The sequence below is a fragment of the Candidatus Stoquefichus massiliensis AP9 genome (genome assembly GCF_000455285.1).
Lineage (GTDB): Bacteria > Bacillota_I > Bacilli_A > Erysipelotrichales > Coprobacillaceae > Stoquefichus > Stoquefichus massiliensis.
The window spans coordinates 25587-48492 of record NZ_HG005291.1 but is presented as its reverse complement, the minus strand read 5'-3'; the positions used below and the strand labels follow the sequence as shown (position 1 = coordinate 48492).

Sequence of the window (22906 nt, the reverse complement as noted above, 5' to 3'; positions counted from 1 at the left end):
GGAGACTTCCTTTATATCATTTTGATGCTTATCGTTTAGAGGGTCAAAATGAAGAGTTGGGATTTGAGGAAATGTTTGAAGATGAGGGAGTATGTGTCATTGAATGGCCCATTTTCATTCAGGATATTTTACCTCAAGAAAGATTAGATATACATATTATTAAAAATGAAGATGAGACACGTTCTTTCTTATTTGAGGCACATGGCGAGGTGTATGAAGAGATAACAAAGGAGATGGCATTATGATAAGTTTAATAATGGATACATCAAATCAATATTTAATGGTTTCATTATATAAAGATGGACAATGTTTAGAAACAATCCAGGAATTGGGATCTAAACGTCAATCTGAAAATGCTATTCCATATCTATCATCGTTACTAGAAAAACATAATATCGAGTTATTAGCCATTGATGAAATGATTATTACGCGTGGACCAGGTTCTTACACTGGTGAAAGAGTAGCTATGACTATTGCAAAAACTCTCAGTGTTATTGCACCTATTCGCATCAAAGCAATTTCATCGCTGTCTGCTTATGCCGGTTTACAGAAATGTGTATCTGTTATTGATGCGAGAAGTCAGAAAGTATTTGTTTGTGTTTATGAAAATGGAAAGGCACAGACTCTAGAAGAACTGATATCTATTGATGAGTTTGAAGGATTTATGGAAGGGTATAAAGATTACGCTGTTGTAGGTCAATGTGATGTTATTGGATATCCACTACAGGAAGTTGATTTGGCAAAGAATCTTTATGAACTTGCTCAATTGGTTGAACCAATTGAAAATGTTGATTCTCTTGTTCCGTGTTATTTAAAAGATGTTGAGGCTAAAAAGATATGCTTATAAGAGCGATAGATCTTGATGATTTGGATAGGATTGTTGAATTAGAACATATTCTCTTTACTTCTGCTTGGAATAAATCAGATTTTATTTATGAACTATTAGAAAATCAATTTTCTTTTAACTATGTTTTAGAAGAGAATGATCAAATTATTGGATATGTTGGTGTTTGGCTGATGTATGAACAATCTCAGATTACGACAATCGGTGTTGATCCAGCATATTGGCGACGTGGATTAGGACGCATGTTGATGCAGGAAATGATTGAATTGGCTATGAAGCAGGGTTGTGAAAAGATGAGTTTAGAAGTGAGAATTTCTAATCAGCCAGCAATTTCATTGTATCAGAGTTTAGGCTTTGAGACAGTAGCTATTCGTAAAGATTATTATCAAGATAATCATGAGGATGCTTATCTTATGGTCAAAGGATTGGAGGGATAAAAATGAGTTTAATACTTGCTATAGAATCAAGTTGTGATGAAATGTCAATGGCTATATTGAAAGATAAACGGGAACTTTTATGTAATGTTGTGGCTTCGCAAATAGATACGCATCGTTTGTTTGGTGGTGTTGTACCAGAAATTGCAAGTCGTATGCATGTTGAATGTGTTTCAACAGTATTAAAAACAGCTTTACAGCAGGCACAAGTAGACATACAGGATATTGATGCCATTGCAGTAACGAAAGGACCTGGATTGGTTGGTTCTTTGCATGTAGGCATGCAAGCAGCAAAAACATTAGCACTTGCTTATCACAAACCATTGATTGGTGTCCATCATATTGCAGGTCATATTTATGCAAATGAGTTAGTCGAAGATATTATTTATCCTTGCTTATGTTTAGTTGTTAGTGGTGGACATAGCGAACTTGTCTATATGAAACATGAGTTTTCTTTTGAAGTTATTGGACAAACTTTAGATGATGCTATTGGCGAGGCTTATGATAAAGTAGGAAGAGTTCTTCATTTACCATATCCTGGTGGTCCTGTTATTGATCGTATGGCTCATGAGGGAAAACATCGTTATGCATTACCATTACCATTAAATGATGATTCATATAATTTCTCTTTTAGTGGCTTGAAATCAGCAGTTATCAATTTATGTCATAATGCTTCGCAACGTGGAGAAGAAATTATTCCAGAGGATTTGGCTTGTTCTTTTCAGGAAGTTGCAATAGATGTTATGGTTTCTAAAACAATAAAGGCAGCTAAAGATTATCAGGTGAAAGAGATTATTGTTGCAGGAGGGGTGAGTGCCAATAAAGGATTACGAGAAAAACTCACAAAAGAAAGCCCAATTAAAGTTCTTTTTCCACCGATGAGTTATTGTACAGATAATGCTGCAATGATAGCATCTGCTGCACGGATTATGTATGAATATCAGAAGTTTTCAGCACTTGACTTGAGTGTCAAGCCATCATATGATTTAGAGGAGGAAAGTGTTGATGAGTAATATTGAAAAAAAACATCAAAAAATCTCAAAAGCAACAATGTCTCGTTTTCCAATTTATTTAAAAGCTTTACGTAATATGCAACATGAGGGTAAAGAAAATTTCTTGTCAAGTGAGTTGGCTGAGGCAACAAGTATTTTGGATACAACAATTCGTAGAGACTTTGGTTTTTTAACAAGCAAGGAATCTCTTGGTAAAAGAGGAATTGGTTATGATACGAAAGATATTATTAATATTCTTAATAATGTTTTGGGTTTAGGCTTAGATGAGCCTATTATACTCATTGGTGTTGGGAATTTAGGAAGTGCTATTTTAAAATACAATCGTTGGCAGTATACTGTTGGTAAAATTGTTTGTGGGTATGATCAAGACCAAAATAAAGTAGGAGAACGTTTTGGTGTGAAACTATTGCATATTGATGATCTTGAAAAAACATTTCCTGATGGATGTAAAATTGCTATTTTAGCAATTAGTGAACAAGTTCAGGAAACTGTTGATCGTTTGATGAATTTAGGGGTCAAAGGAATTGTTGACTTTACACATACTCATTTTACAGTTCGTAGTGATGTGGCTGTACAAACAGTAGATGTTGTTGTTGCTATTCAGGAATTGGTTCTAAAAATGCATGCAAATGATGAATAAGATACGAAAAGTATTGAAATAATAAAGAAAAGGTGTTAATAATATTATAACAAGTGATGATTTGAGAACATATTTTTCATTTTGTTTGTTAGCGATTCCTGGATGGTGTAAGCAGGAGAAACAAAGAAAGTATGGAACACTCAATGAACTGGATAGGAGAAATATAAGTAGACTATCCCGCAAAACAGCGTTAATGTTACAGAGTGCATAATTGAAAGATTATGAATGAGGATGGTACCGCGATATTAGTCGTTCCTTAATTGGAATGACTTTTTTATTACAAAAAAGGAGGAAGAAAAAGATGTTTGAATTTATGACTGTAAGAGAACTTTATGAAATGGTTATGGCAGGCGTTGAGTTTGAAACTGAAAGTTTAGAATATGTTGAATTAGATGGTTGGGTGCGTACAAATAGGGATAATGGAAAAGTTGGATTTATTGCATTAAATGATGGGACATATTTTAGAAATTGTCAGGTTGTTTATTTGGCTGAAACATTAGAAAACTATGATGAAGTGAAGCATATTAGTACTGGAAGTTCAATTCGTGTATTAGGAAAATTTAAATTGACACCTGATGCGAAACAACCTTTTGAAATTGAGGCAACACAAATAGTTGTGGAAGGGTTATGTGATGATGATTTTCCACTTCAAAAGAAAAGACATTCTTTTGAATATATGAGAGAAATTCCTCATTTAAGACCACGTGCGAATACTTTTTACGCTATTTTTAGATTAAGAAGTGTTTTATCAATGGCTATTCATGAGTTTTTCCAATCACAAGGATTTGTTTATGTTCATACACCTCTTATTACTGGAAATGATGGTGAAGGGGCTGGAGAAATGTTTAGAGCAACGACTATTGATAACACTGATTTTGATAAAGATTTCTTTGGTAAGGAAGCTTTCTTGACTGTTACTGGACAATTACATGTTGAAGCTTTTTGTATGGCTTTTAGAGATGTTTATACTTTTGGACCAGCTTTTAGAGCTGAAAATTCTAACACATCACGCCATGCAAGTGAATTTTGGATGATTGAACCTGAAATTGCGTTTGCTGATTTGGAAGATGATATGGATTTGATTGAAGATATGGTTAAATATTGTATTGATTATGTTTTAGATAATGCTCCAGAGGAAATGAAATTCTTTGAGTCAATGATTGATAAAGATTGTATTAAACGTATTACTCATGTGAAGAATAGTGATTTTAAACGTATGACATATACTGAGGCTATTGAAATCTTAGAAAAAGCAGACGTTAAGTTTGAAAATAGAGTTGAATGGGGAATGGATTTAAATAGTGAACATGAACGCTATATTTGTGAAGAAATTATTGGAGGACCAGTATTCTTAACTGATTATCCTAAAGAAATTAAAGCGTTTTATATGCGTCTTAATGATGATGGGAAAACTGTAGCAGCTTGTGATTTATTGGTTCCTGGTATTGGAGAATTAGTAGGTGGTAGTCAACGTGAAGAAAGATATGATGTTTTAGACAAAATCATGGATGAAAAAGGTATGGCTAAAGAAGGTTTACAGTGGTATATGGATTTAAGAAGATATGGTGGATGTAAACACGCTGGGTTTGGTTTGGGATTTGATCGTTTCTTAATGTATTTAACTGGTATGCAAAATATTAGAGATGTAGAGCCATTTCCTAGAACACCAAGAAATCTTAAATTTTAAGGGCAGGAAACTGCTCTTTTCTTTTGTTTTGAAATTTCAATCAATAATATATTCATTTTATTATTTTTGTAGTATAATAGCGCTGAGGTGAATCATAGTGAAAGATATTGATTTCATAAATACATTTTTTAATATCATTTATCAAAACGAATTGGCTTATATGCGAGATCTCATGTCTTCATATGAGTATACACATGCCTTTTGTCAATGGTTAAAAAAGCGTAATATTTCTTGCTTTTTATTAGACCAATTAACAAAAGAAGATTTTCAGTTGTTTTCAAAGAGATTAAAGGCAGAAGATATTGATCATATTTTACATATTCCATTCTCAGCAATGTTAAGAGACATGGCAGATCAATATCAAAAGGCAACACATATATTATACTTGCCAGGATTTTCCTCACAGCCTTGTTTTAAAAAGAATTATACATCATATCATGATGTATATATTTATATAGTGGAAGATATATTTCAACGTAAAGATTTATCATTTTTTGATCCTTTCCCAGCTTTTTTTTGTGCTATGAATCATGCTGATTTATGGCCTGGTGTATTAATTTTTAATCAGTACAATCAAATATTTACATCTATTCAAAATGAAGAGGAATGGAATCAATTGTTTAAACATATTGATTTAGGAGATAATCTCTTTGATATTTATAATGATTATCAAAATGATTCTTACTTTATTCAATTAAGTGATCTTCACTTGGGTAAAAACAAAAGACAAAGAGGGTTGATGCAATTGTATAATTCTTTGGATTATATTATCCCTTTGTTACAATCACACCAGCAGCTCAAATTTTTAATTACAGGTGATTTAATGGAATCACCTAATCGTAAAAATATGTATCTTGCGAATGATTTTATGAATAGTCTCAAAAAGAAATATAAAGCGAATGTCACTTTTATACTAGGAAATCATGATGTCATTGTTCATGGCTTTAATATGGCACGTAATCAGAAGAGTAAAGTCATTGCTTATTTATTAGGAGAAAGTGTCAGAGTTTTAGAAAATGAAAAGATTATTTTGATTAAGATGGATACAACAAGTGAAGGAAATCTTGCGAGGGGTAAAGTTGGACAAAGGCAATTAAATGAAATAGATGATGAATTAGCAGCTATCGATAATTTAGAGAGTTATACGATCATCTTAATGCTTCATCATCATGTTTATCCGATTACCAAAGCTCAGTTTATTAAGAGTAAGTGGCATGAAAGAACATTTATTAATCGTATTGTTGAAACATCTAAGGTATTGGTTGATGCACCAATTTTAATTGATTGGATTAAAAAGCGAAATATTCAGTATATATTCCACGGACATAAGCATTTACCTTTTTTTAGAAGTCAAGGACAACGTTATTATATAGGTGCTGGTAGTGCAACAGGAGGGTTAAAAGAGAGTCAGAGTCGTTATATATCTTATAATATTGTAAAATATAATACTTTAGAGAAGAAAATGAAAACATGTATGATTTTTTATGATGATAAGGCTAAAGCTGAAAGACAGCGTGTAGAGGTTTATCTATTTAGGGAGGATGAAGAAAATGAAAATTGTTGATAAAATGAAAGATGAAGATTTAGGAACAGCTCTTCTTTATAATTTTACAAAAGGATATGGAAAGCCAGTTCCTATGGAATTATATGATCTTGTTTTACCTTTCTTGTACAATGATACTTTAAGAGTAGAAATTATGAACTTCGATACAATAGAAGCCTGTTTACAGGCATGTTCACAAAAAGAAAAACATTTTAAACAAAATATTTTAACAGCTATAGAAGATGATAAAACAATGACATCAAAAGCATTAGGTGTTGCCATGCTACAAAAAATTCTTCAATTTCAAATTGTTGAACAAACAATGTGTGGTATTGCTAATAAAACATCGATTCTTGATTTAAATGAAACGATTAGATTAGGAGAAATGCTACAAGCAAGAACTATTGATGACATGATGACTTTGTTGAAACAGGAAGATTTTCATATTGTTGTATTGCAAAGTGCATCAGTAGGAAAAGATGTTGATTTGTCAATGATAGAAACTTTAGGAAATGTTGTGATGTATGAAGATACAAGGGAAGATCAAGTGAGAGGACGCATTCTTGGCGCTGATATTGTGATTACCAATAAGAATCAAATGACAGCAGAAGTCTTAGAAGGATTACCACGTTTAAAACTAATTTGTTTATTTGCAACAGGGACAAATAATGTGGATTTAGAATATTGTCGAGAACACCACATTAAAGTTGCTAATGTTAAGGGATATTCTACGGATACAGTGGCACAGCATACACTTGCATTATTAATGCATTTGGTTGAAAAAAATGCAAATTATGATGATTATGTAAAATCTAAAGAATATGCTCATAGTGGTCGTTTTAGTTATTTTGATGATGTATTTCATGATATTGCTACTATGACTTGGGGAATTGTTGGATTAGGAGATATTGGACGTAAAGTTGCGATGATTGCAACAGCAATGGGAGCAAAGGCTCAATATTATTCTACAAGTGGACATAATGCAACAAGTGATTATTTGCAGGTTGATTTTGATACATTATTGAAGACATCTGATATTATCAGTATTCATGCTCCGCTTAATGAAAAGACACATTATTTATTTAATGAAGAAGCTTTAAGAAAAATGAAAGAAAATGCTTATTTAATTAATGTTGGACGTGGTGGAATTATTGAAGAGAATGCTCTTGTTAAAGTGTTGAATGAAGGTCATTTAGCGGGCGTTGGTTTGGATGTTTTTGAACATGAGCCATTATTAGAAGATGATGCAATTTATTCAATTAAAGATATGAATAAGATCATTTTAACACCTCATATTGCATGGGGGTCTATTGAAGCAAGACAAAGATGTGTTGATGAAGTTTATCAGAATATTCTTTCTTTTTTTAAAGGTGAAGATAGAAATATTGTGAATCTATAGATTTTGTATAGACAACAAAACAATCAGTTGTGAAATAAAAGATTTCGTTTAGAAATCTTTTATTTTCTATGAAAACTATTGTATTTTGTATACAATCATATTATTATATGACCTATATTAAAAAGAAGGAGGAGTCTACATTAGTAGCAAAGAATGTACGGTCAATTGATCGGAATTAACGCCTGTGGACTAGAAATGAGGACGAAGCAGGAAACATTTGTTATAAGTAGCATTATGTTATGGAACAAATTATTTTAGGTAGTATGATTATTGTATTAGGGATTTATGTATTTAAGTTTTATCCTTTTGAAAAGGGAAATGTCATGAAATTAGTGATTGCTGCTATTTTTATCATTTTAACAGCAATCTGTAAAAGGTTAGCTATTATGATTCCCTTATTTGGAGCTGAAAGCTTAAAAATTGGTTTTGAATATATTCCTTTGATGATTGCAGGTTTTTTCTTATCACCAAGTTATGCTTTCTTAGTTGGTTTGTGTAGTGACCTGATAGGTTTGATACTGGTTCCAACAGGATTTCCATTTTTAGGATTTACACTTGGAACTATTCTTGTGAGTGTGATTCCATCATTGGTTAAAGAACATCTGCAAAAAGTAAGTCAAAAGGTTGTGCAGTATATTGTCATGGGACTGATTCTTATTTTAGGAATAGGTGCATCGTGTTATATTTATACGATGGACCAAGTCACAATATCTCAAACTGTTCATCTAATGACTTTACAAGAAAAGATAACTTTGATTTCTATTTGTTTAGTATTGACAGCTATCTTTATTATATTGATTATGGTCTTAAAAAGACAAATTCATGATCAGGAAGCAAAAGAATTTTCAACATGGATCTTATGTGTTGTGTTAGTAGAAGTGATTGTAACGCTTTGTTTAACACCATTATGGTTAGATATGATGTATAAAATTCCCTTTGTGATTTCTTTATGTATTCGTGTTATTAAAGAATGTGCTGTTTTACCAATAGAAATTTTTATTGGATATACATTAATTAAATTAATGAAAAGAGTATTTATACGACTTGAACGTAAATAAGGATCAAGAAGCAACGCTTTTTGATCCTTTTCTTATTAAGTATGAATACCAAAATGAAGCGTTTAATGTTAGAGAAAAAGATTCTATAGGTTATGTATTGCTTGATACATATCCTATAGAATCTTATTTTGAATTGATGACTTTTTCATTTCCATCTTCATCAACTTCTACAACTTCAAAGTAGCGATATATGAAATTTTTAAACCAATTTTTTACTTTTTCCATCATCTTCACCTTCCTGAACTATTATATGTTAAAAGTGATAAGAAAATACGTGAATTTTGTAAGATGAAATTGATGTTTGAAATTTTAAAATATGTAAACACTATGTAAGAGGTGAAATTTATGGATAGAAAAGAATATGATCGCTTAGCTGAAGAATTAAAACCTGGCGGACATAGAGTTAAAAATGGATTAAATGCTTTTTTGTATGGAGGAGTAATTGGAGCCATTGCTCAAGGATTATTAGAATTTTTTATGAATGCTTATCATTGCAGTGAAAAAGATGCGATTCCAATGATGACCATTACTCTTGTATTTGTAGCATGTTTATTAACAGGTTTAGGCTTGTATGATAATATTGCCAAACATGCGGGTGCAGGCACTTTTATTCCTATTACAGGTTTTGCCAATAGCATGACTTCAAGTGCGTTAGATAGTAAAAGTGAAGGACTGATTATGGGAATTGGAAGTAATATGTTTAAACTGGGAGGAACTGTCATTACTTATGGAATTGTCAGTGCTTCATTGTTAGGAGTGATTCGTTATGTCTTCACGCTTTTTGGGTAATTCAATTAAATTTAATAATGTTTATATTGTTTCAACGGGAACAACTTGTGGTCCATTAGAATTCCAAGGACCTTTAGGAACTTATTTTGATAAGGGATTTAATGATCATCATTGTGGTGAGGATTCTTTTGAGAAAGCTGAAAGAAAGATGTTAAGAGATTCTTTAGATATATGTTTAAAGCGAGAGAAATTGAAATATAAAGATATTGATATTTATTTGGGTGGTGATTTAATGAATCAAAATACAACAGTTCATTATCTTGCTAGAGAAATCACAAAACCATTTATAGGTATCTATGGTGCATGTTCTAGTTTTGCTCTATCTATGGGATTGTCCTCATTATTGATAGAAGCAGGATTTGTGAATCAGGCTATAGCCATGGTTTCAAGTCATAATGCAACCGCTGAACGTCAATATCGATATCCAGTTGAATATGGTGTTCAAAAGAAACCAACAACAACATTTACTGCTACTGGTGCTGTTTCGACTTTGTTAACACATCAGCCAACTCAGGTACGTGTAGAATCATTAACATTAGGACGAGTCATTGATTATTCACAAGATGATCCTAATGATATGGGAAGAGCAATGGCACCTGCAGCTTTTGATACAATTACTACACATTTTCAGGATCTGAAACGTTCTTTTAAGGATTATGATTTGGTTGTTACTGGAGATCTTTCTACCTATGGTCATCAAATTTTAAAAGAAATGCTTCAACGTCAAAAAATAGATGTTGTTCATTATAATGATTGTGGATGTATGTTATATGATACGCAAAAACAAGAAGTTTTTCAAGGTGGAAGCGGCTGTGCATGTAGTGCTTTAGTGACAATGGGATATCTTTATCCTCAATTAAAGGAAAAGAAATTAAAACGTGTTTTAGTAGTAGCAACGGGAGCCTTATTGTCACCAATGATGAGTGCTCAAAAAGAAAGTATACCTTGTGTTGCACACGCAATCAGTTTGGAGGTTGTAGAATAATGAATTATGTTATGGCATTTTTATTTAGTGGTTTTATATGCTTTTTGGCACAAATGATCTATGATAATTCTAAATTAACACCAGGACATATTACCAGTTTATTTGTTGTTATTGGATCATTTTTAGATTTATTTCATATATATGATAAACTGATAGAAATCTTTCATGCAGGAGCTTTAGTTCCTATTACAAGTTTTGGACATTCATTAATGCATGGGGCAATGGAAGCCACAGAGAAATATGGTATTTTTGGTATAGCTTCTGGGATGTTTGATTTAACAGCAGCAGGTATTACAGCTGCCATTCTCTTTGGATTCTTGGTTGCAATTATCTTTAAACCAAAATCATGAACAATTCATATGATTTAAAGTTACGTGTCCTTAACTTTAGAGGAAGACTCATTTATCTCTATTTTTTAGCGAGTCTTTCTAATGATACATTAATATCAAGACTTGTAGAAGGAATAGAAAACAATCAAGGTCAAGATTTAGAGAATTGCTTAAATATGGGAGATGTTGAGATTGTTAATACAAATGATATTCAAAATATTCAATATGCTTTGATGTGTGGGAACAGTGCTTTGTTTGATGGTGAAACAACATATATTATGGATACAAAAAATTATCCTAATCGTTCTATTGAAGAACCAGAAACGGAAAAAAGCGTCCGAGGTGCAAAAGATGGATTTAATGAATCAATTTTAAATAATACAGGACTACTAAGAAGACGTATCAAGTCAGTAGAATTATGTTTTCATAAAGAAACAATTGGAACTAAAAATCCTATTGATATTGCAGTCACTTATTTAGAAGATAAAGTTGATAAGAAAGTGTTGAATCAGGTTCTTAGCCGTATCCAAGAAATTCATGCGCAAGAACTTATTATGAGTGATCGGGCTATTGAAGAATTGTTATTGGATCAGGGATATAATCCGTTTCCGTTGGTAAGATATAGTGAACGTCCTGATATTGTTGCCACGCATATACAGCATGGATATATTGCTATTATTTGTGATACATCATCTTCGGTTTTAATGTTACCAACCACAATTTTTGAAATTTTAGAACATGTGGAAGAACATCGACAAACCCCATTAATAGGTACTTTTATACGTATTATTCGATTAAGCGCAGTACTTCTTTCTATTTATTTAGTATCTATTTGGGCATTGTACGTATCTTTTATGAAATGGGATTGGACATTTTTTATTCAAATTCTTCTTGTTGAACTCTCAATAGAACTTCTAAGAATAGCAACAATTCATACACCTGAATCTATTTCCAATGCAATGGGGTTAATCGCTGCATTGTTATTAGGACAGTTTGCAATTGATTTAGGTTTTTTCTCTGAAGAAATACTTTTATTTTGTGCTGTAGGAGCTATTGGTGGATTTGCAACTCCTAATTATGAACTTTCACTTACAAATAAATATATTAAAGTTATGTTAATTGTAAGTATTATGTTATTGAATATTTATGGTTTTATTATTTTTAATATTTGTTTATGGATTTATTTGGCAAGACTAAAGCCTTTTGGAATGTCATATTTATATCCACTCTTTCCATTTGATTTGAAAGGATTAGTACAATTTATAATTAGAAAACCTAAGAAAGGCAAATGATTGCCTTTTTTCTTTAGAAAAAGAGTGGTAGAATGAAGAGAGAGATATGGAGGAATGATTATGGAAAATAAAGTTTATACAAATTATGTGCAGATATTAAAAGAGGAATTGGTACCAGCAATGGGATGTACAGAACCCATTGCATTAGCATATTGTGCAAGTAAGTGCTTTGATACACTTGGTGATGACGTTCAATCTGTAGATATATATGTAAGTGGAAATATTGTTAAGAATGTAAAAAGTGTTATTGTTCCAAATACTGATGGATTAAAAGGTATTGAAGCCAGTGTTGCTGCAGGAATTGTGGCTGGACAAAGTTCAAAAATATTAGAAGTTATATCTGAGGTTACACCACTTCAAAAAACAGAAATGAAACATTTTTTAGAAATCATTCCGATGAAAGTTCATCCTATTGAAAGTGATTGTGCTTTGGACATTTGTATTCATATTCAGGGAAATGATCATCATGCAAAAGTACGTATTGCCGGCTATCATACAAATATTGTTTATATTGAAAAAGATGGTCATATTTTATATCAATCAGGGGTTGTTGCATCAAGTGACACTTCTTTGACTGATCGCAGTTTATTGAATGTTCATGATATTTATGAGTTTGCCCAAACTGTCAATCTTGATGATGTCAAGGAAATTTTACAAAGACAGATTGATTGTAACTTAGCTATTTCTAAAGAAGGACTTAACCATGACTGGGGAGCCAATATTGGCAGCATTCTTTTAAAAACATATGGCGATGATGTTAAGATAAAAGCAAAGGCCTATGCAGCAGCTGGTAGTGATGCAAGAATGAGTGGCTGTGAAATGCCAGTCATTATTAATTCTGGAAGTGGTAATCAAGGAATGACAACTTCTTTGCCAGTTATCATTTATGCTCTTGAAGAAAACATATCACAGGATAAATTATACCGTGCTTTGATTATTTCTAATCTATGTACAATTCATCAAAAAACGGGAATTGGTAGATTATCAGCGTATTGTGGAGCTGTGAGTGCTGGTGTTGGGGCAGGTTGTGGAATTGCTTATTTAAAGGGTGGAGATTATCAAACGATTGCCCATACATTGGTCAATGCCTTAGCAATTAATTCTGGAATTGTTTGTGATGGAGCTAAACCATCATGTGCTGCAAAGATTGCTGAAAGTGTAGATGCTGGTATTTTAGGATATTATATGTATAAGAATGGCTATCAGTTTAAGGGTGGCGATGGTATAGTTTCAAAAGGTGTTGAAAATACAATTCGTAATATTGGACGCTTATCACGTGAAGGAATGAAAGAAACGGATAAAGAAATTATTAAGATGATGTGTGATTAGGAGGGATGAAACGAAAGACAGGTCAAAGAGAATTTAATCAATTCAGTAAGAAAGGACTATGAAATATCTGAATTTATATAATATGTAAAAGATAAATTGGTTGAGCAACTGAATTCTGTTGAGTTTCATAAAGTCATATTAGAAAGAGAATCTAGAGAAGTAAGTCGGAGAATATATAAAATCATATGAATAAGGATGGAGAATCTTTTAAAGGGAAATCCATCCTTTATCTAAAAAATAAATAAAGAAATTTATAAATAATTATGCTATAATAACCAACAGGAGTGTGATGGTATGAGTTATGAAGTTGTTCTTAATGATTTTCAGGGACCATTAGATTTATTGTTGCATCTTATAAAAGAGAAACAAATGGATCTTGAAACATTAGAGGTTTCTGTTATTACTGATCAGTATTTGGCTTATATTGATCAAATGTCTCCAGATCAGTTAGAAGCAATGTCTGAATATCTTGTTATGGCAGCTCAATTAATTGAAATGAAGAGTAAAATGCTTTTGCCTAACGAAAAAGTAGAACTAGATGACGACTATCAGGAAGATCCACGTGAACAATTAATTAGACGATTAATTGAATATAAAAAATATAAAGATGTTTTGGATGACTTTAGAGAGTCCTATGAACAACGACAAACATTACATACAAAAGCACCGGCTTTAATGGATGATTATGTTGTGGATACAAGTGATATGATTCCTAAAGATTTAGAAGTCTATGATTTAATACGAGCTATGCAAAAGATGTTTCAAAGAAAAGCCTTATTAACACCTCTTGAATCAAGAATAGCACGTGTTGAAATATCTATTGAAGAGCGTAGTGATCAAATTAGACAATATTTTAAAAGTCATAAAAATCAGAGAATTGATTTTGAAGATCTTTTTGAAGAACCAACAAAGATCTTCTTTGTTGTAACATTTTTATCAATTCTTGTTTTAGTCAATACGAATGAATTAATCATTGAACAAGAGGGAAACTTTGAAAAAATATATTTAAAGGAGAATAATTAATGGAACATAATGAAATATTAAGTATTCTTGAGGGTATGCTTTTTTTGTCTGGAGATGAAGGTTTGACAATAAAACAGATTTCATCAGTTTTACAGTTATCTAAAAAAGAAGCAACTGAATATATGGATGAATTAATCCAAATAGAAAATGAAAAGATTATAAAAGGTTTTGAAATTGTTAATTTTGGTGGAGTTTTTAAATTTGCTACATTATCTAAACATCATGAATATTATCAACGTATGGTTGAACAAAACGAAAACAGTTTATCTAATGCGGCATTGGAGACATTAGCAATTATTGCTTATAATCAGCCTGTAACACGTGTACGCATTGAAGAAATTCGTGGTGTAGGATGTGATGCCATGATTCGTAAACTCGTTGCAAAAGCATTAATTAAAGAGATTGGCAGAGAGGAGACACCAGGGAAACCTATTCTTTATGGTGTGACTGACGAATTTATGGATGCTTTCTCATTAACAACTTTAGATGAATTACCTGAATTAAAAGAAATAAAGGAAGATTTTGATCAGGAAGATATTTTTAATACAAAATACACAGAGAGTGCAGAAAATAGTGAAGTGGAATAAAGATATTTGTAAAGGATATCTTTTTTATTTATTTGACATTTTAGTTAGTCTATGCTAACATTCGTATATTGAGTTAGTTTTAACTAACTGATATATAGGAGGAAATAAGATGTTTGATAAAAGATTGATAAAAGAATTACCTGAAACAAAACCATATGTTATAAAGCAAGTGATTTGTCAATGGATTGCCTTATTAACAAATATTCTTTTTACAATTGGTTTATGTTTTGTATTTGTTGCTTTATATAAAAATAAACTTACGTTAAATCAATTATTGATATGTGGTATTGCTGCTATTGGTTTATTTATCATTAGAGCAATTGTTTTGAAGAAGGCAACTCTTTATTCTTATCAAGGTGCAAGTTTTGTTAAGAAAGCAATGCGTCAAAGATTGTTTGAAAAGATTCTAAGTTTAGGAACACATTATCAGGATTATGTATCGACGAGTGAATTGGTGCAATTATCAGTAGAAGGGATTAATCAGTTAGAAATTTACTTTGCCTTGTATTTACCACAACTGTTTTATAGTGTACTTGCACCATTGTCATTATTTATAGTTATAGTATTCTTTGATTTTTGGGGTGCTTTTGTTTTATTGATATGTGTTCCATTTATTCCTATATCAATTATTCTTGTACAAAAATTTGCTAAAAAATTATTATCTAAATATTGGAGTAGTTATACCACTTTAGGGGATAGTTTTTTAGAAAACTTACAAGGTTTAACAACATTAAAAATATATCAAAGTGATGAATATAAACAAAAACAAATGAATCAGGAAGCTGAAAATTTTAGAAAAATAACAATGCGTGTTTTAATTATGCAATTAAATAGTATTAGTATTATGGATATTGTTGCTTACGGTGGTGCTGGATTAGGAAGTTATTTAGCAGTGAGTCATTATATGAATCAAAGTATAGATTTATTTGGGGCGTTATTGATTATATTACTATCGTTTGAATTCTTTATTCCCCTAAGACAGTTAGGTTCCTTCTTTCATATTGCAATGAATGGTATGGCAGCTAGTGAAAAGATTTTTAAAGTTTTAGATATCAAAGATCAACATAGAGGAGAATCTTGTGTGGCTTTTCATAATATCGATATTGATATATCAAATCTTTCTTTTCAATATGATCAAGAACGTTCTCTTCTTAAAGATATTTCTTTACAGGTTAAACCTCATCAATTTGTTGGTATTGTTGGAGAAAGTGGATCAGGTAAGAGTACAATTGCCAAACTGATTATGGGTTATCATCAAAATTATAAGGGGTATTTAAAAATTCAAGGTAAACAAAGATATGATATAAATGATCAGCAATTTTTAAATAAGGTCGTGTATATTACTCATGACCCGATGATTTTTAAAGGCACATTACGAGATAATCTTGATTTCTTTCATCAATATTCTGACCAGCAGATATTAGAAGCACTTCATAAAGTATGTTTAGATGAATATTTTTTACAATTAAATGGGTTAGAAACAAAATTATTAGAATCAGGAAGTAATTTGTCTGGAGGGCAAAAACAACGCTTAAATCTTGCTAGAGCATTATTGGCAGATTGTGAATTGTATATTTTTGATGAAGCAACGAGTCATATTGATGTTGAGAGTGAAGAGAATATTTTATCTGTGATTCAAGAGTTGACAAAGTCAAAAACAATTATAATGATTACTCATCGTTTGAGCACTGTTAAGAATTGTGATCAGATTTTTGTTATGAAAAATGGTCAATTAGTTGAAAAAGGAACACATCATTCATTACGAAAACAAAGAGGATTGTATGATCATTTATTGAATCAACAAAGAGTATTGGAGGTTTATCAATAATGAAAAAAGAAATGAATAATTTACAAATCATCTGGCGTATGATGAAACTTGTCAAACCATTAACTTTGCCAATGTGTTTTGCAGTTTTGATGGGAGTGCTTGGTTTTGTATGTGCCATTGGAATTCCTGTTCTCTCAGCCATGGCTTTATTACAAGTGAGTGGAATGTATCCGCATTTACCAATCAATATATTATTGCCTATCTTGATTGGGTTAGCAATTATGCGTGGAGTTTTGCATTATGCTGAACAGGCGGCAAATCACTATATTGCATTTAAATTATTGGCAGTAATCCGTGATCATGTTTATACAACACTAAGAAGGTTAGCACCAGCAAAATTGGATGGAAAAGATAAGGGAAATTTAATATCATTGATTACCAATGATATTGAATTGTTGGAAGTCTTCTATGCTCATACCATTTCACCTGTTTTGATTGCAGTTTTGACATCAATCATCCTTTTTATATGCTTTGCTCATATGCATATAGTTGCCATGTTTATAGCCGTGTTATCTTATCTTGGTATGGCAATAGTTATTCCTTTTTATGTCAATCATAAAGGTCGTGCTATTGGACAAGAAAATAGAGATAAGATAGGCCATATGAGTAGTTATATATTAGAAAGTTTTAGAGGCCTTTCGACGATACTGCAGTATCGTATAGGAACATTACGTACTCAGGAAATGTTAAAACAAAATGATGAAATTGAAGAATTACAAAGACAAATGAAATCCATTGAATCTGATCAGGTTGTTGCTTCACAAATTCTTATTTCACTTTCAGCTATTCTCATGTTTCTTATGATGTATGGCCTATATCAAAATCAAAATGTGAGTTTCTATAGTGTTATCATGTCAACTGTTATGATGGTTTCAAGTTTTGGACCAGTGATAGCATTATCAAATTTAGCGAATAATCTTCTTTCTACACTCAGTAGTGGTCGTCGCGTCATTGCTTTGATGGATGAAGAAGAATTGATTCATGATATCACTCATCAGCCTGTTATTGAATTTGATGATATCAAAGCACAGCACTTATCTTTTGCATATGAGAAAGAAATGATTCTTAAAGATTTAAATCTTCATATTTTTAAAGATCAGACAACAGGTATTGTTGGAAAAAGTGGTAGTGGAAAATCAACGCTTTTAAAACTTCTTATGCGTTTTTATGATCCAACATCAGGAATATTGACAATTAATGGGAAAGAACTACAAAAAATAAATACCCAAAATATGCGTCATATGTTTGCTTATGTTACTCAGGAAACTGTACTTTTCCATGATTCTATTCTTAATAATATTCGTATCGCTCACTTAGGAGCAAGTGATGAAGAAATCATAGAAGCATGCAAAAATGCTAGTATTCATGATTTTATTATGTCACTACCGCAAGGCTATCAAACAACTGTTGCAGAATTAGGGTCATCATTATCAGGTGGAGAAAAACAAAGAATTGGATTAGCACGTGCTTTTTTAAGTAATGCTCCATGTATTTTGCTTGATGAACCAACAAGTAACTTGGATGTTTTAAATGAAGCAGTTATTTTAAAGGCTTTACAAAGTCAAAAAGATAAAACCATTGTTTTGGTAACACATCGTGAGTCTACAATGAAAATTGCTGATCAAGTGATCACAATGAATCAAGGAAGAGTCAGTTAATGAATATCGAAAGCAAACGTCTAAAAGAGATTGATATTGTTAAATTGATGATCAATCTCTATTGTTGTCATCATAATGATATCAATGAAAAAGAATTAATTGATTATGCAACTCTGAGAATTAAAAAATGTCCCATGATAAAAGATAAGACATTCTGCAGTCGCTGTAAAATCCATTGTTATGAAAAGAATATGCAAGAACAAATAAAAAAAGTGATGCGTTATAGTGGTCCGCGAATGATTTTTCATCATCCCATTTTAGCAATTAAACATATCATGAAAGGTTAGGTAACGATATGAAGTCTATTTATTTTATTTTAGGAATGGTTTGTTTTGCTTTAGGAGCAATTGGTGTTATTTTACCAATTCTTCCAACAACACCATTTTTATTAGCATGCGCATTTTGTTTTGCAAGAAGTTCATCAAGAGTCAATAACTGGTTTTTATCAACGCAATTATATAAAAATCATCTTGATTCGTTTGTTCAGCAACGTGCAATGACGTTAAAAACAAAAATCTGCATTCTGACATTTGCAAGTATTATGCTCGCCTTCCCACTTATATTTTCATCAAATATTTATATAAGAATAATGATTGTTTGTTTATATTTGATAAAATATTATTATTTTATCTTTAGAATTAAAACAATTTCTAAACCTGTACAAAGTATTTAACATGTTATCAATGACGAATTTTAAATATAGAAAAAGTCAGTATAGTTTAAACTATACTGACTTTTTACAATATCCTTATTAAGGATATTGTTTCATGGTTACCCGATAACTGTTACGTTAGCAGCTTGAGGCCCTCTGTCTCCTTCAACGATGTCAAATTCAACAGTTTGTCCTTCTTCTAAAGTTTTGAATCCATCTGCTTTGATAGCTGAGAAATGTACGAATACATCTTTACCATCATCAACTGTGATGAAACCAAATCCTTTATCAGATTTAAACCATTTTACTTTACCTGTACTCACTATGAAGTACCTCCTTCAATAATTTGCAAAAAACCAGTACCTCATTTTTAAAACAACTACTAAATCTTTAAAGAAATACTAATACTTTTTAAAACTGCGTGCTATGTTCCTTTGCTGAAATTATTATATCATAGTCTTTAAAATCATACAAGTTATTGTTGACTTTGATAAAGAAATGGGTATCATTTTAATAAATGAGAGAAAAGGTGGATATTTATGTTAAAAAAATATGCTGAATTAATAGTAAAACAAGGTGTAAATTTACAAAAAAATCAGGAATTGGTTATTGATGCATCGATTGAGTGTTATGAACTTGTTCGTTTGATTGCGGATGTTGCTTATCAGGTTGGAGCAAAAGATGTTATTGTTCATTATTCTGATGAAAAAATATCACGTTTACGTTATGAAAACTGTGAGGTAGAACATTTTCAAGAAGTTCCATTATATTTAGTTGAACTTAGAAATCAATACGCTTTAAAACATGCTGCAATTGTCACAATTACATCAAGTGATCCAGAAGCAATGAAAGGAGTTGATCCAAGTAAAATTCAAACTTGGAGCAATGCTTTACATGTTGCATGTCAAACGTTTTATGATCATTTAGATTTAGGAATTAATCGCTGGTGTATTGTAGGTGCTCCTAGTGTGGGATGGGCCAATAAAGTTTTTCCAGATATGAGTGATAAAGAGGCAGTTACTGCTTTATGGCAAGCTATTTTTAAAGTTACACGTTGTGATCAAGATAATCCAATAGAAGCCTGGAATGAACACCGTCGTTCTTTTGAAAAACGTGTTCAAATTTTAAATGAGAAGAAAATAAAATCATTGCATTATCATAATGATTTAGGAACTGATTTAATCATTGGAATGAATCCTGATTATTTATTTGCTGGTGGTGGAAGTTATACAACAGATGGTGTCTATTCTTTCCCTAATATACCAACTGAAGAAATCTTTACTTCACCAAATAAGAATCAAGTGAATGGTATTGTTTATAGTTCTATGCCATTAAATTATAATGGCAATATTGTTGATGAATTTTCTATAACATTTAAAAAAGGTAGGGTTGTTGATTATACAGCCAAAGTAGGATATGAAATTTTGAAAAGTATTATTGAAACAGATGAAGGAAGTCATTATTTAGGTGAGGTGGCTTTGGTTCCTTATGATTCTCCAATTAGAAATATGGGTATTTTATTCTATAATACATTGTTTGATGAAAATGCTGCATGTCATTTGGCCTTGGGAAAAGGATTTGGAGAATGCATGAAAAATGGTTTACAAATGACAAAAAAAGAATTATTTGATAAAGGTATTAATGATTCATTAACACATGTTGATTTTATGATTGGAACAAGTGATTTATCAATAACAGCATTGTTAGAGAGTGATGAAGAATTTATGATCTTTAAAGATGGAAACTTTGTATTTTAAAATTGACAAATCTTAAGAATTTCATTAATATTTAAAAGGATAACGACATAGGAGGGAATATCATGTCAGAATTTATAGAAGAAGTTAAAAAACGTAGAACATTTGCGATTATTTCCCATCCAGATGCAGGAAAGACAACATTAACAGAAAAATTCCTTCTTTATGGAGGAGCTATTCAGGAAGCTGGGATGGTTAAGGGAAAAAGACAATCTAGACATGCTGTAAGTGACTGGATGGAAATTGAAAAACAAAGAGGTATATCAGTAACCTCTTCAGTACTGCAATTTAATTATGATGGTTTTTGTATTAATATATTAGATACACCGGGCCATCAGGATTTCTCAGAAGATACTTATCGTACATTGATGGCAGCTGATAGTGCTGTTATGGTTATTGATGGTTCTAAAGGGGTCGAAGATCAAACAAGAAAATTGTTTAAAGTTTGTGCAATGCGTCATATTCCAATTTTTACTTTTATTAATAAGATGGATAGAGAAGCAAAAGATCCATATGAACTTATGGAAGAAATTGAAAGAGAATTAGGGGTTGAAACTTGTGCAGTCAATTGGCCAATTGGCTGTGGGAAAGAATTTAAAGGTGTTTATGAACGTCAAAAAGAAGAGGTAATTCGCTTTATTCCTGTTCTAGGTGGGAAAAAAGAAGTTGATGTTAAAATTTGTTCGGCTCAAGATGAATCATTAAAAGATGCATTGGGTGAATTGTTATATCAGCAGTTACAAGATGATATTGAATTATTAGATGGTGCTGGAGCAGAGTTTGATTTAGAACGTGTACAAAGTGGCCAATTATCACCAGTTTGTTTTGGTTCAGCATTAACAAATTTTGGAGTCGAACCATTTTTAAGACATTTTCTAGATATGACAACATCTCCGGTATCTCGTCATAGTAATATTGGAGATATTGATCCATTATCAGAAGATTTTAGTGCTTTTGTTTTTAAGATTCAAGCCAATATGAATAAGGCTCATCGTGATAGAATGGCATTTATGCGTATTTGTTCTGGTAAGTTTACAAAAGGTATGGAAGTGTTTCACTATCAGGGAAATAAGAAAATTAAGTTAAATCAGTCTAAACAGATTATGGCTGAAAATAGGGAAGAAGTGGAAATTGCTTATTCTGGTGATATTATTGGTGTGTTTGATCCAGGTGTTTTTGCTATTGGAGATACATTATGTATGCCTAAAAATAAATTTGCTTTTGAAGGTATTCCAACATTTGCACCTGAACATTTTGCAATGATTAGAAATACGGATACAATGAAACGTAAACAATTTGTGAAAGGTGTTGAACAAATAGCACAAGAAGGAGCCATTCAGATATTTACTGAATTAGGTGGAGGTATGGAAGAAATTATTGTAGGAGTTGTTGGTGTATTGCAATTTGAAGTTCTTGCATATCGTTTAAAGAATGAATATAATGTTGAAATCGTCAATACACCTCTTGCTTATCAGCATGTTCGTTGGATTCAAAATAGAGATATTGATTTAAAATCATTAAATTTATCTTCTGATACAAAGAAAGTACAGGATTTAAAAGGACAATACTTACTCCTATTCTCTAATGAATGGGGTGTTCGCTGGGCAACAGAAAAGAACCCAGATTTACAATTAACTGAGTTTTCACAAAACTAAGACCTTTTTGAAGGTCTTTTTAATATTCGTCGATATATTTTGTGAAAAAGTTAATATGTTGAAATATCTCATCTACCTTTCTTGTCCTTGAAAAAAGTGATACTATATAGAAAAGGAGGTGTCACTTATGGCTAATGATGGAAAACGTTGTTATTGTCGTTGCATTGAAGAAATGACAATGATTATAGGTAAGCAAGAAATGACTCTTTTTGTGTTTAAAAAGGTTTATCCTTGTATGATTAGAACAAGTGACACAGAAGTGAATTATTATAAAATATATGGTGAAGAGTTTGCTTTGAGTTGTAATGAAACAGAATTTAAAGAGCATTTTAAACTCATTGTTCACCCATAAGATATATAGATTTTTGAAGATGGGTTTGTTTTTATGAAAAAATATGTTATGATGT

24 protein-coding genes and 1 other annotated feature are annotated in these 22906 nt (G+C 31.5%); of the genes, 23 read left to right on the top strand and 1 reads right to left on the bottom strand.

The genetic code is table 11. The features are described 5' to 3' along the window. The 20 genes from tsaE to BN350_RS12790 all read left to right on the top strand — a co-directional run. Positions 1–245, top strand: a 245-nt coding sequence (tsaE, locus tag BN350_RS19195) for a tRNA (adenosine(37)-N6)-threonylcarbamoyltransferase complex ATPase subunit type 1 TsaE (protein ID WP_147573593.1), incomplete at its 5' end; no start/stop codon positions are given. Then, positions 242–847: a tRNA (adenosine(37)-N6)-threonylcarbamoyltransferase complex dimerization subunit type 1 TsaB gene (gene tsaB, locus BN350_RS12890; RefSeq protein ID WP_028043980.1), complete on the top strand. Its 606-nt coding sequence runs from the start codon at positions 242–244 to the stop codon at positions 845–847. The genes tsaE and tsaB, both read left to right, overlap by 4 nt. Further along, complete coding sequence (gene rimI, locus BN350_RS12885) at positions 838–1281, top strand: ribosomal protein S18-alanine N-acetyltransferase (RefSeq protein WP_028043979.1); 444 nt, start codon at positions 838–840, stop codon at positions 1279–1281. Before tsaB ends, rimI begins: the two co-directional genes overlap by 10 nt. 2 nt (positions 1282–1283) lie before the next feature. Continuing rightward, entirely contained in the window at positions 1284–2291 is a 1008-nt protein-coding gene (gene tsaD / locus BN350_RS12880; RefSeq protein ID WP_028043978.1) for a tRNA (adenosine(37)-N6)-threonylcarbamoyltransferase complex transferase subunit TsaD, read from the top strand. Continuing rightward, entirely contained in the window at positions 2284–2931 is a 648-nt protein-coding gene (locus BN350_RS12875; protein WP_028043977.1) for a redox-sensing transcriptional repressor Rex, read from the top strand. Before tsaD ends, BN350_RS12875 begins: the two co-directional genes overlap by 8 nt. 47 nt (positions 2932–2978) lie before the next feature. Further along, positions 2979–3191: a binding site (T-box leader), on the top strand. A gap of 41 nt (positions 3192–3232) precedes the next feature. Beyond that, complete coding sequence (asnS, locus tag BN350_RS12870; RefSeq protein ID WP_028043976.1) at positions 3233–4618, top strand: asparagine--tRNA ligase; 1386 nt, start codon at positions 3233–3235, stop codon at positions 4616–4618. 97 nt (positions 4619–4715) lie between these two features. After that, the gene (locus BN350_RS12865) at positions 4716–6182 is read left to right on the top strand and encodes a metallophosphoesterase family protein (protein ID WP_028043975.1); all 1467 of its coding nucleotides are present in this window, start codon (positions 4716–4718) and stop codon (positions 6180–6182) included. After that, positions 6169–7560, top strand: a complete 1392-nt coding sequence (locus BN350_RS12860) for a D-2-hydroxyacid dehydrogenase (protein WP_081652914.1) — start codon at positions 6169–6171, stop codon at positions 7558–7560. Before BN350_RS12865 ends, BN350_RS12860 begins: the two co-directional genes overlap by 14 nt. Positions 7561–7799: 239 nt before the next feature. Beyond that, positions 7800–8618 carry a folate family ECF transporter S component gene (locus BN350_RS12850; protein ID WP_028043973.1) on the top strand — a complete coding sequence of 273 codons (819 nt, stop codon included), beginning with the start codon at positions 7800–7802 and terminating at the stop codon, positions 8616–8618. A gap of 345 nt (positions 8619–8963) precedes the next feature. Then, positions 8964–9407 carry a stage V sporulation protein AC gene (spoVAC, locus tag BN350_RS12840; RefSeq protein ID WP_028043972.1) on the top strand — a complete coding sequence of 148 codons (444 nt, stop codon included), beginning with the start codon at positions 8964–8966 and terminating at the stop codon, positions 9405–9407. Further along, positions 9385–10392: a stage V sporulation protein AD gene (gene spoVAD / locus BN350_RS12835; protein ID WP_028043971.1), complete on the top strand. Its 1008-nt coding sequence runs from the start codon at positions 9385–9387 to the stop codon at positions 10390–10392. The genes spoVAC and spoVAD overlap by 23 nt, the downstream gene beginning before the upstream one ends. Beyond that, positions 10392–10742: a stage V sporulation protein AE gene (spoVAE, locus tag BN350_RS12830; RefSeq protein WP_028043970.1), complete on the top strand. Its 351-nt coding sequence runs from the start codon at positions 10392–10394 to the stop codon at positions 10740–10742. Before spoVAD ends, spoVAE begins: the two co-directional genes overlap by 1 nt. Further along, entirely contained in the window at positions 10739–12013 is a 1275-nt protein-coding gene (locus BN350_RS12825) for a spore germination protein (RefSeq protein ID WP_028043969.1), read from the top strand. The genes spoVAE and BN350_RS12825 overlap by 4 nt, the downstream gene beginning before the upstream one ends. A 54-nt stretch (positions 12014–12067) precedes the next feature. Next, positions 12068–13342, top strand: a complete 1275-nt coding sequence (locus BN350_RS12820) for an L-cysteine desulfidase family protein (protein ID WP_028043968.1) — start codon at positions 12068–12070, stop codon at positions 13340–13342. 294 nt (positions 13343–13636) lie between these two features. Continuing rightward, complete coding sequence (locus BN350_RS12815; protein WP_028043967.1) at positions 13637–14365, top strand: segregation/condensation protein A; 729 nt, start codon at positions 13637–13639, stop codon at positions 14363–14365. Then, a complete protein-coding gene (gene scpB, locus BN350_RS12810; protein ID WP_028043966.1) occupies positions 14365–14952 on the top strand; it encodes an SMC-Scp complex subunit ScpB in 588 nt (195 codons plus the stop codon). Before BN350_RS12815 ends, scpB begins: the two co-directional genes overlap by 1 nt. A gap of 109 nt (positions 14953–15061) precedes the next feature. Beyond that, complete coding sequence (locus BN350_RS12805; protein WP_028043965.1) at positions 15062–16780, top strand: ABC transporter ATP-binding protein/permease; 1719 nt, start codon at positions 15062–15064, stop codon at positions 16778–16780. After that, on the top strand, positions 16780–18438 hold the full coding sequence (locus BN350_RS12800; protein ID WP_028043964.1) for an amino acid ABC transporter ATP-binding/permease protein: 1659 nt from the start codon (positions 16780–16782) through the stop codon (positions 18436–18438). Before BN350_RS12805 ends, BN350_RS12800 begins: the two co-directional genes overlap by 1 nt. After that, positions 18438–18725 (top strand): nitrous oxide-stimulated promoter family protein, encoded by a 288-nt coding sequence (locus BN350_RS12795; RefSeq protein ID WP_028043963.1) that lies wholly within the window; start codon positions 18438–18440, stop codon positions 18723–18725. Before BN350_RS12800 ends, BN350_RS12795 begins: the two co-directional genes overlap by 1 nt. 8 nt (positions 18726–18733) lie before the next feature. Continuing rightward, positions 18734–19111: a YbaN family protein gene (locus tag BN350_RS12790; RefSeq protein WP_028043962.1), complete on the top strand. Its 378-nt coding sequence runs from the start codon at positions 18734–18736 to the stop codon at positions 19109–19111. Positions 19112–19209: 98 nt separating this feature from the next. On the opposite strand, the gene BN350_RS12785 is transcribed toward BN350_RS12790, so the two are convergent. Then, positions 19210–19413, bottom strand: a complete 204-nt coding sequence (locus BN350_RS12785) for a cold-shock protein (RefSeq protein ID WP_028043961.1) — start codon at positions 19411–19413, stop codon at positions 19210–19212. A 216-nt stretch (positions 19414–19629) separates the two neighbouring features. Here BN350_RS12785 and BN350_RS12780 point away from each other — a divergent pair, with 216 nt between their 5' ends. The 3 genes from BN350_RS12780 to BN350_RS12770 all read left to right on the top strand — a co-directional run bounded on the left by BN350_RS12780 (position 19630) and on the right by BN350_RS12770 (position 22851). Continuing rightward, positions 19630–20847 (top strand): aminopeptidase, encoded by a 1218-nt coding sequence (locus BN350_RS12780; protein ID WP_028043960.1) that lies wholly within the window; start codon positions 19630–19632, stop codon positions 20845–20847. Positions 20848–20909: 62 nt separating this feature from the next. Then, positions 20910–22499 (top strand): peptide chain release factor 3, encoded by a 1590-nt coding sequence (locus tag BN350_RS12775; RefSeq protein WP_028043959.1) that lies wholly within the window; start codon positions 20910–20912, stop codon positions 22497–22499. 127 nt (positions 22500–22626) lie between these two features. Next, positions 22627–22851, top strand: a complete 225-nt coding sequence (locus tag BN350_RS12770; protein WP_028043958.1) for a hypothetical protein — start codon at positions 22627–22629, stop codon at positions 22849–22851. Positions 22852–22906: the final 55 nt, after the last annotated feature.

Excerpts from the sequence above, each read along its gene's own strand:
- BN350_RS12775 (WP_028043959.1), top strand. The coding sequence starts at position 20,910 with ATGTCAGAATTTATAGAAGAAGTTAAAAAACGTAGAACATTTGCGATT.
- BN350_RS12850 (WP_028043973.1), top strand. The coding sequence starts at position 7,800 with ATGGAACAAATTATTTTAGGTAGTATGATTATTGTATTAGGGATTTAT.
- BN350_RS12825 (WP_028043969.1), top strand. The coding sequence starts at position 10,739 with ATGAACAATTCATATGATTTAAAGTTACGTGTCCTTAACTTTAGAGGA.
- BN350_RS12815 (WP_028043967.1), top strand. The coding sequence starts at position 13,637 with ATGAGTTATGAAGTTGTTCTTAATGATTTTCAGGGACCATTAGATTTA.
- scpB (WP_028043966.1), top strand. The coding sequence starts at position 14,365 with ATGGAACATAATGAAATATTAAGTATTCTTGAGGGTATGCTTTTTTTG.
- rimI (WP_028043979.1), top strand. The coding sequence starts at position 838 with ATGCTTATAAGAGCGATAGATCTTGATGATTTGGATAGGATTGTTGAA.
- spoVAC (WP_028043972.1), top strand. The coding sequence starts at position 8,964 with ATGGATAGAAAAGAATATGATCGCTTAGCTGAAGAATTAAAACCTGGC.
- BN350_RS12790 (WP_028043962.1), top strand. The coding sequence starts at position 18,734 with ATGAAGTCTATTTATTTTATTTTAGGAATGGTTTGTTTTGCTTTAGGA.
- BN350_RS12805 (WP_028043965.1), top strand. The coding sequence starts at position 15,062 with ATGTTTGATAAAAGATTGATAAAAGAATTACCTGAAACAAAACCATAT.
- spoVAD (WP_028043971.1), top strand. The coding sequence starts at position 9,385 with ATGTCTTCACGCTTTTTGGGTAATTCAATTAAATTTAATAATGTTTAT.
- BN350_RS12875 (WP_028043977.1), top strand. The coding sequence starts at position 2,284 with ATGAGTAATATTGAAAAAAAACATCAAAAAATCTCAAAAGCAACAATG.
- BN350_RS12795 (WP_028043963.1), top strand. The coding sequence starts at position 18,438 with ATGAATATCGAAAGCAAACGTCTAAAAGAGATTGATATTGTTAAATTG.
- BN350_RS12770 (WP_028043958.1), top strand. The coding sequence starts at position 22,627 with ATGGCTAATGATGGAAAACGTTGTTATTGTCGTTGCATTGAAGAAATG.
- BN350_RS12780 (WP_028043960.1), top strand. The coding sequence starts at position 19,630 with ATGTTAAAAAAATATGCTGAATTAATAGTAAAACAAGGTGTAAATTTA.
- BN350_RS12860 (WP_081652914.1), top strand. The coding sequence starts at position 6,169 with ATGAAAATTGTTGATAAAATGAAAGATGAAGATTTAGGAACAGCTCTT.
- asnS (WP_028043976.1), top strand. The coding sequence starts at position 3,233 with ATGTTTGAATTTATGACTGTAAGAGAACTTTATGAAATGGTTATGGCA.
- tsaD (WP_028043978.1), top strand. The coding sequence starts at position 1,284 with ATGAGTTTAATACTTGCTATAGAATCAAGTTGTGATGAAATGTCAATG.
- tsaB (WP_028043980.1), top strand. The coding sequence starts at position 242 with ATGATAAGTTTAATAATGGATACATCAAATCAATATTTAATGGTTTCA.
- spoVAE (WP_028043970.1), top strand. The coding sequence starts at position 10,392 with ATGAATTATGTTATGGCATTTTTATTTAGTGGTTTTATATGCTTTTTG.
- BN350_RS12800 (WP_028043964.1), top strand. The coding sequence starts at position 16,780 with ATGAAAAAAGAAATGAATAATTTACAAATCATCTGGCGTATGATGAAA.
- BN350_RS12820 (WP_028043968.1), top strand. The coding sequence starts at position 12,068 with ATGATTATGGAAAATAAAGTTTATACAAATTATGTGCAGATATTAAAA.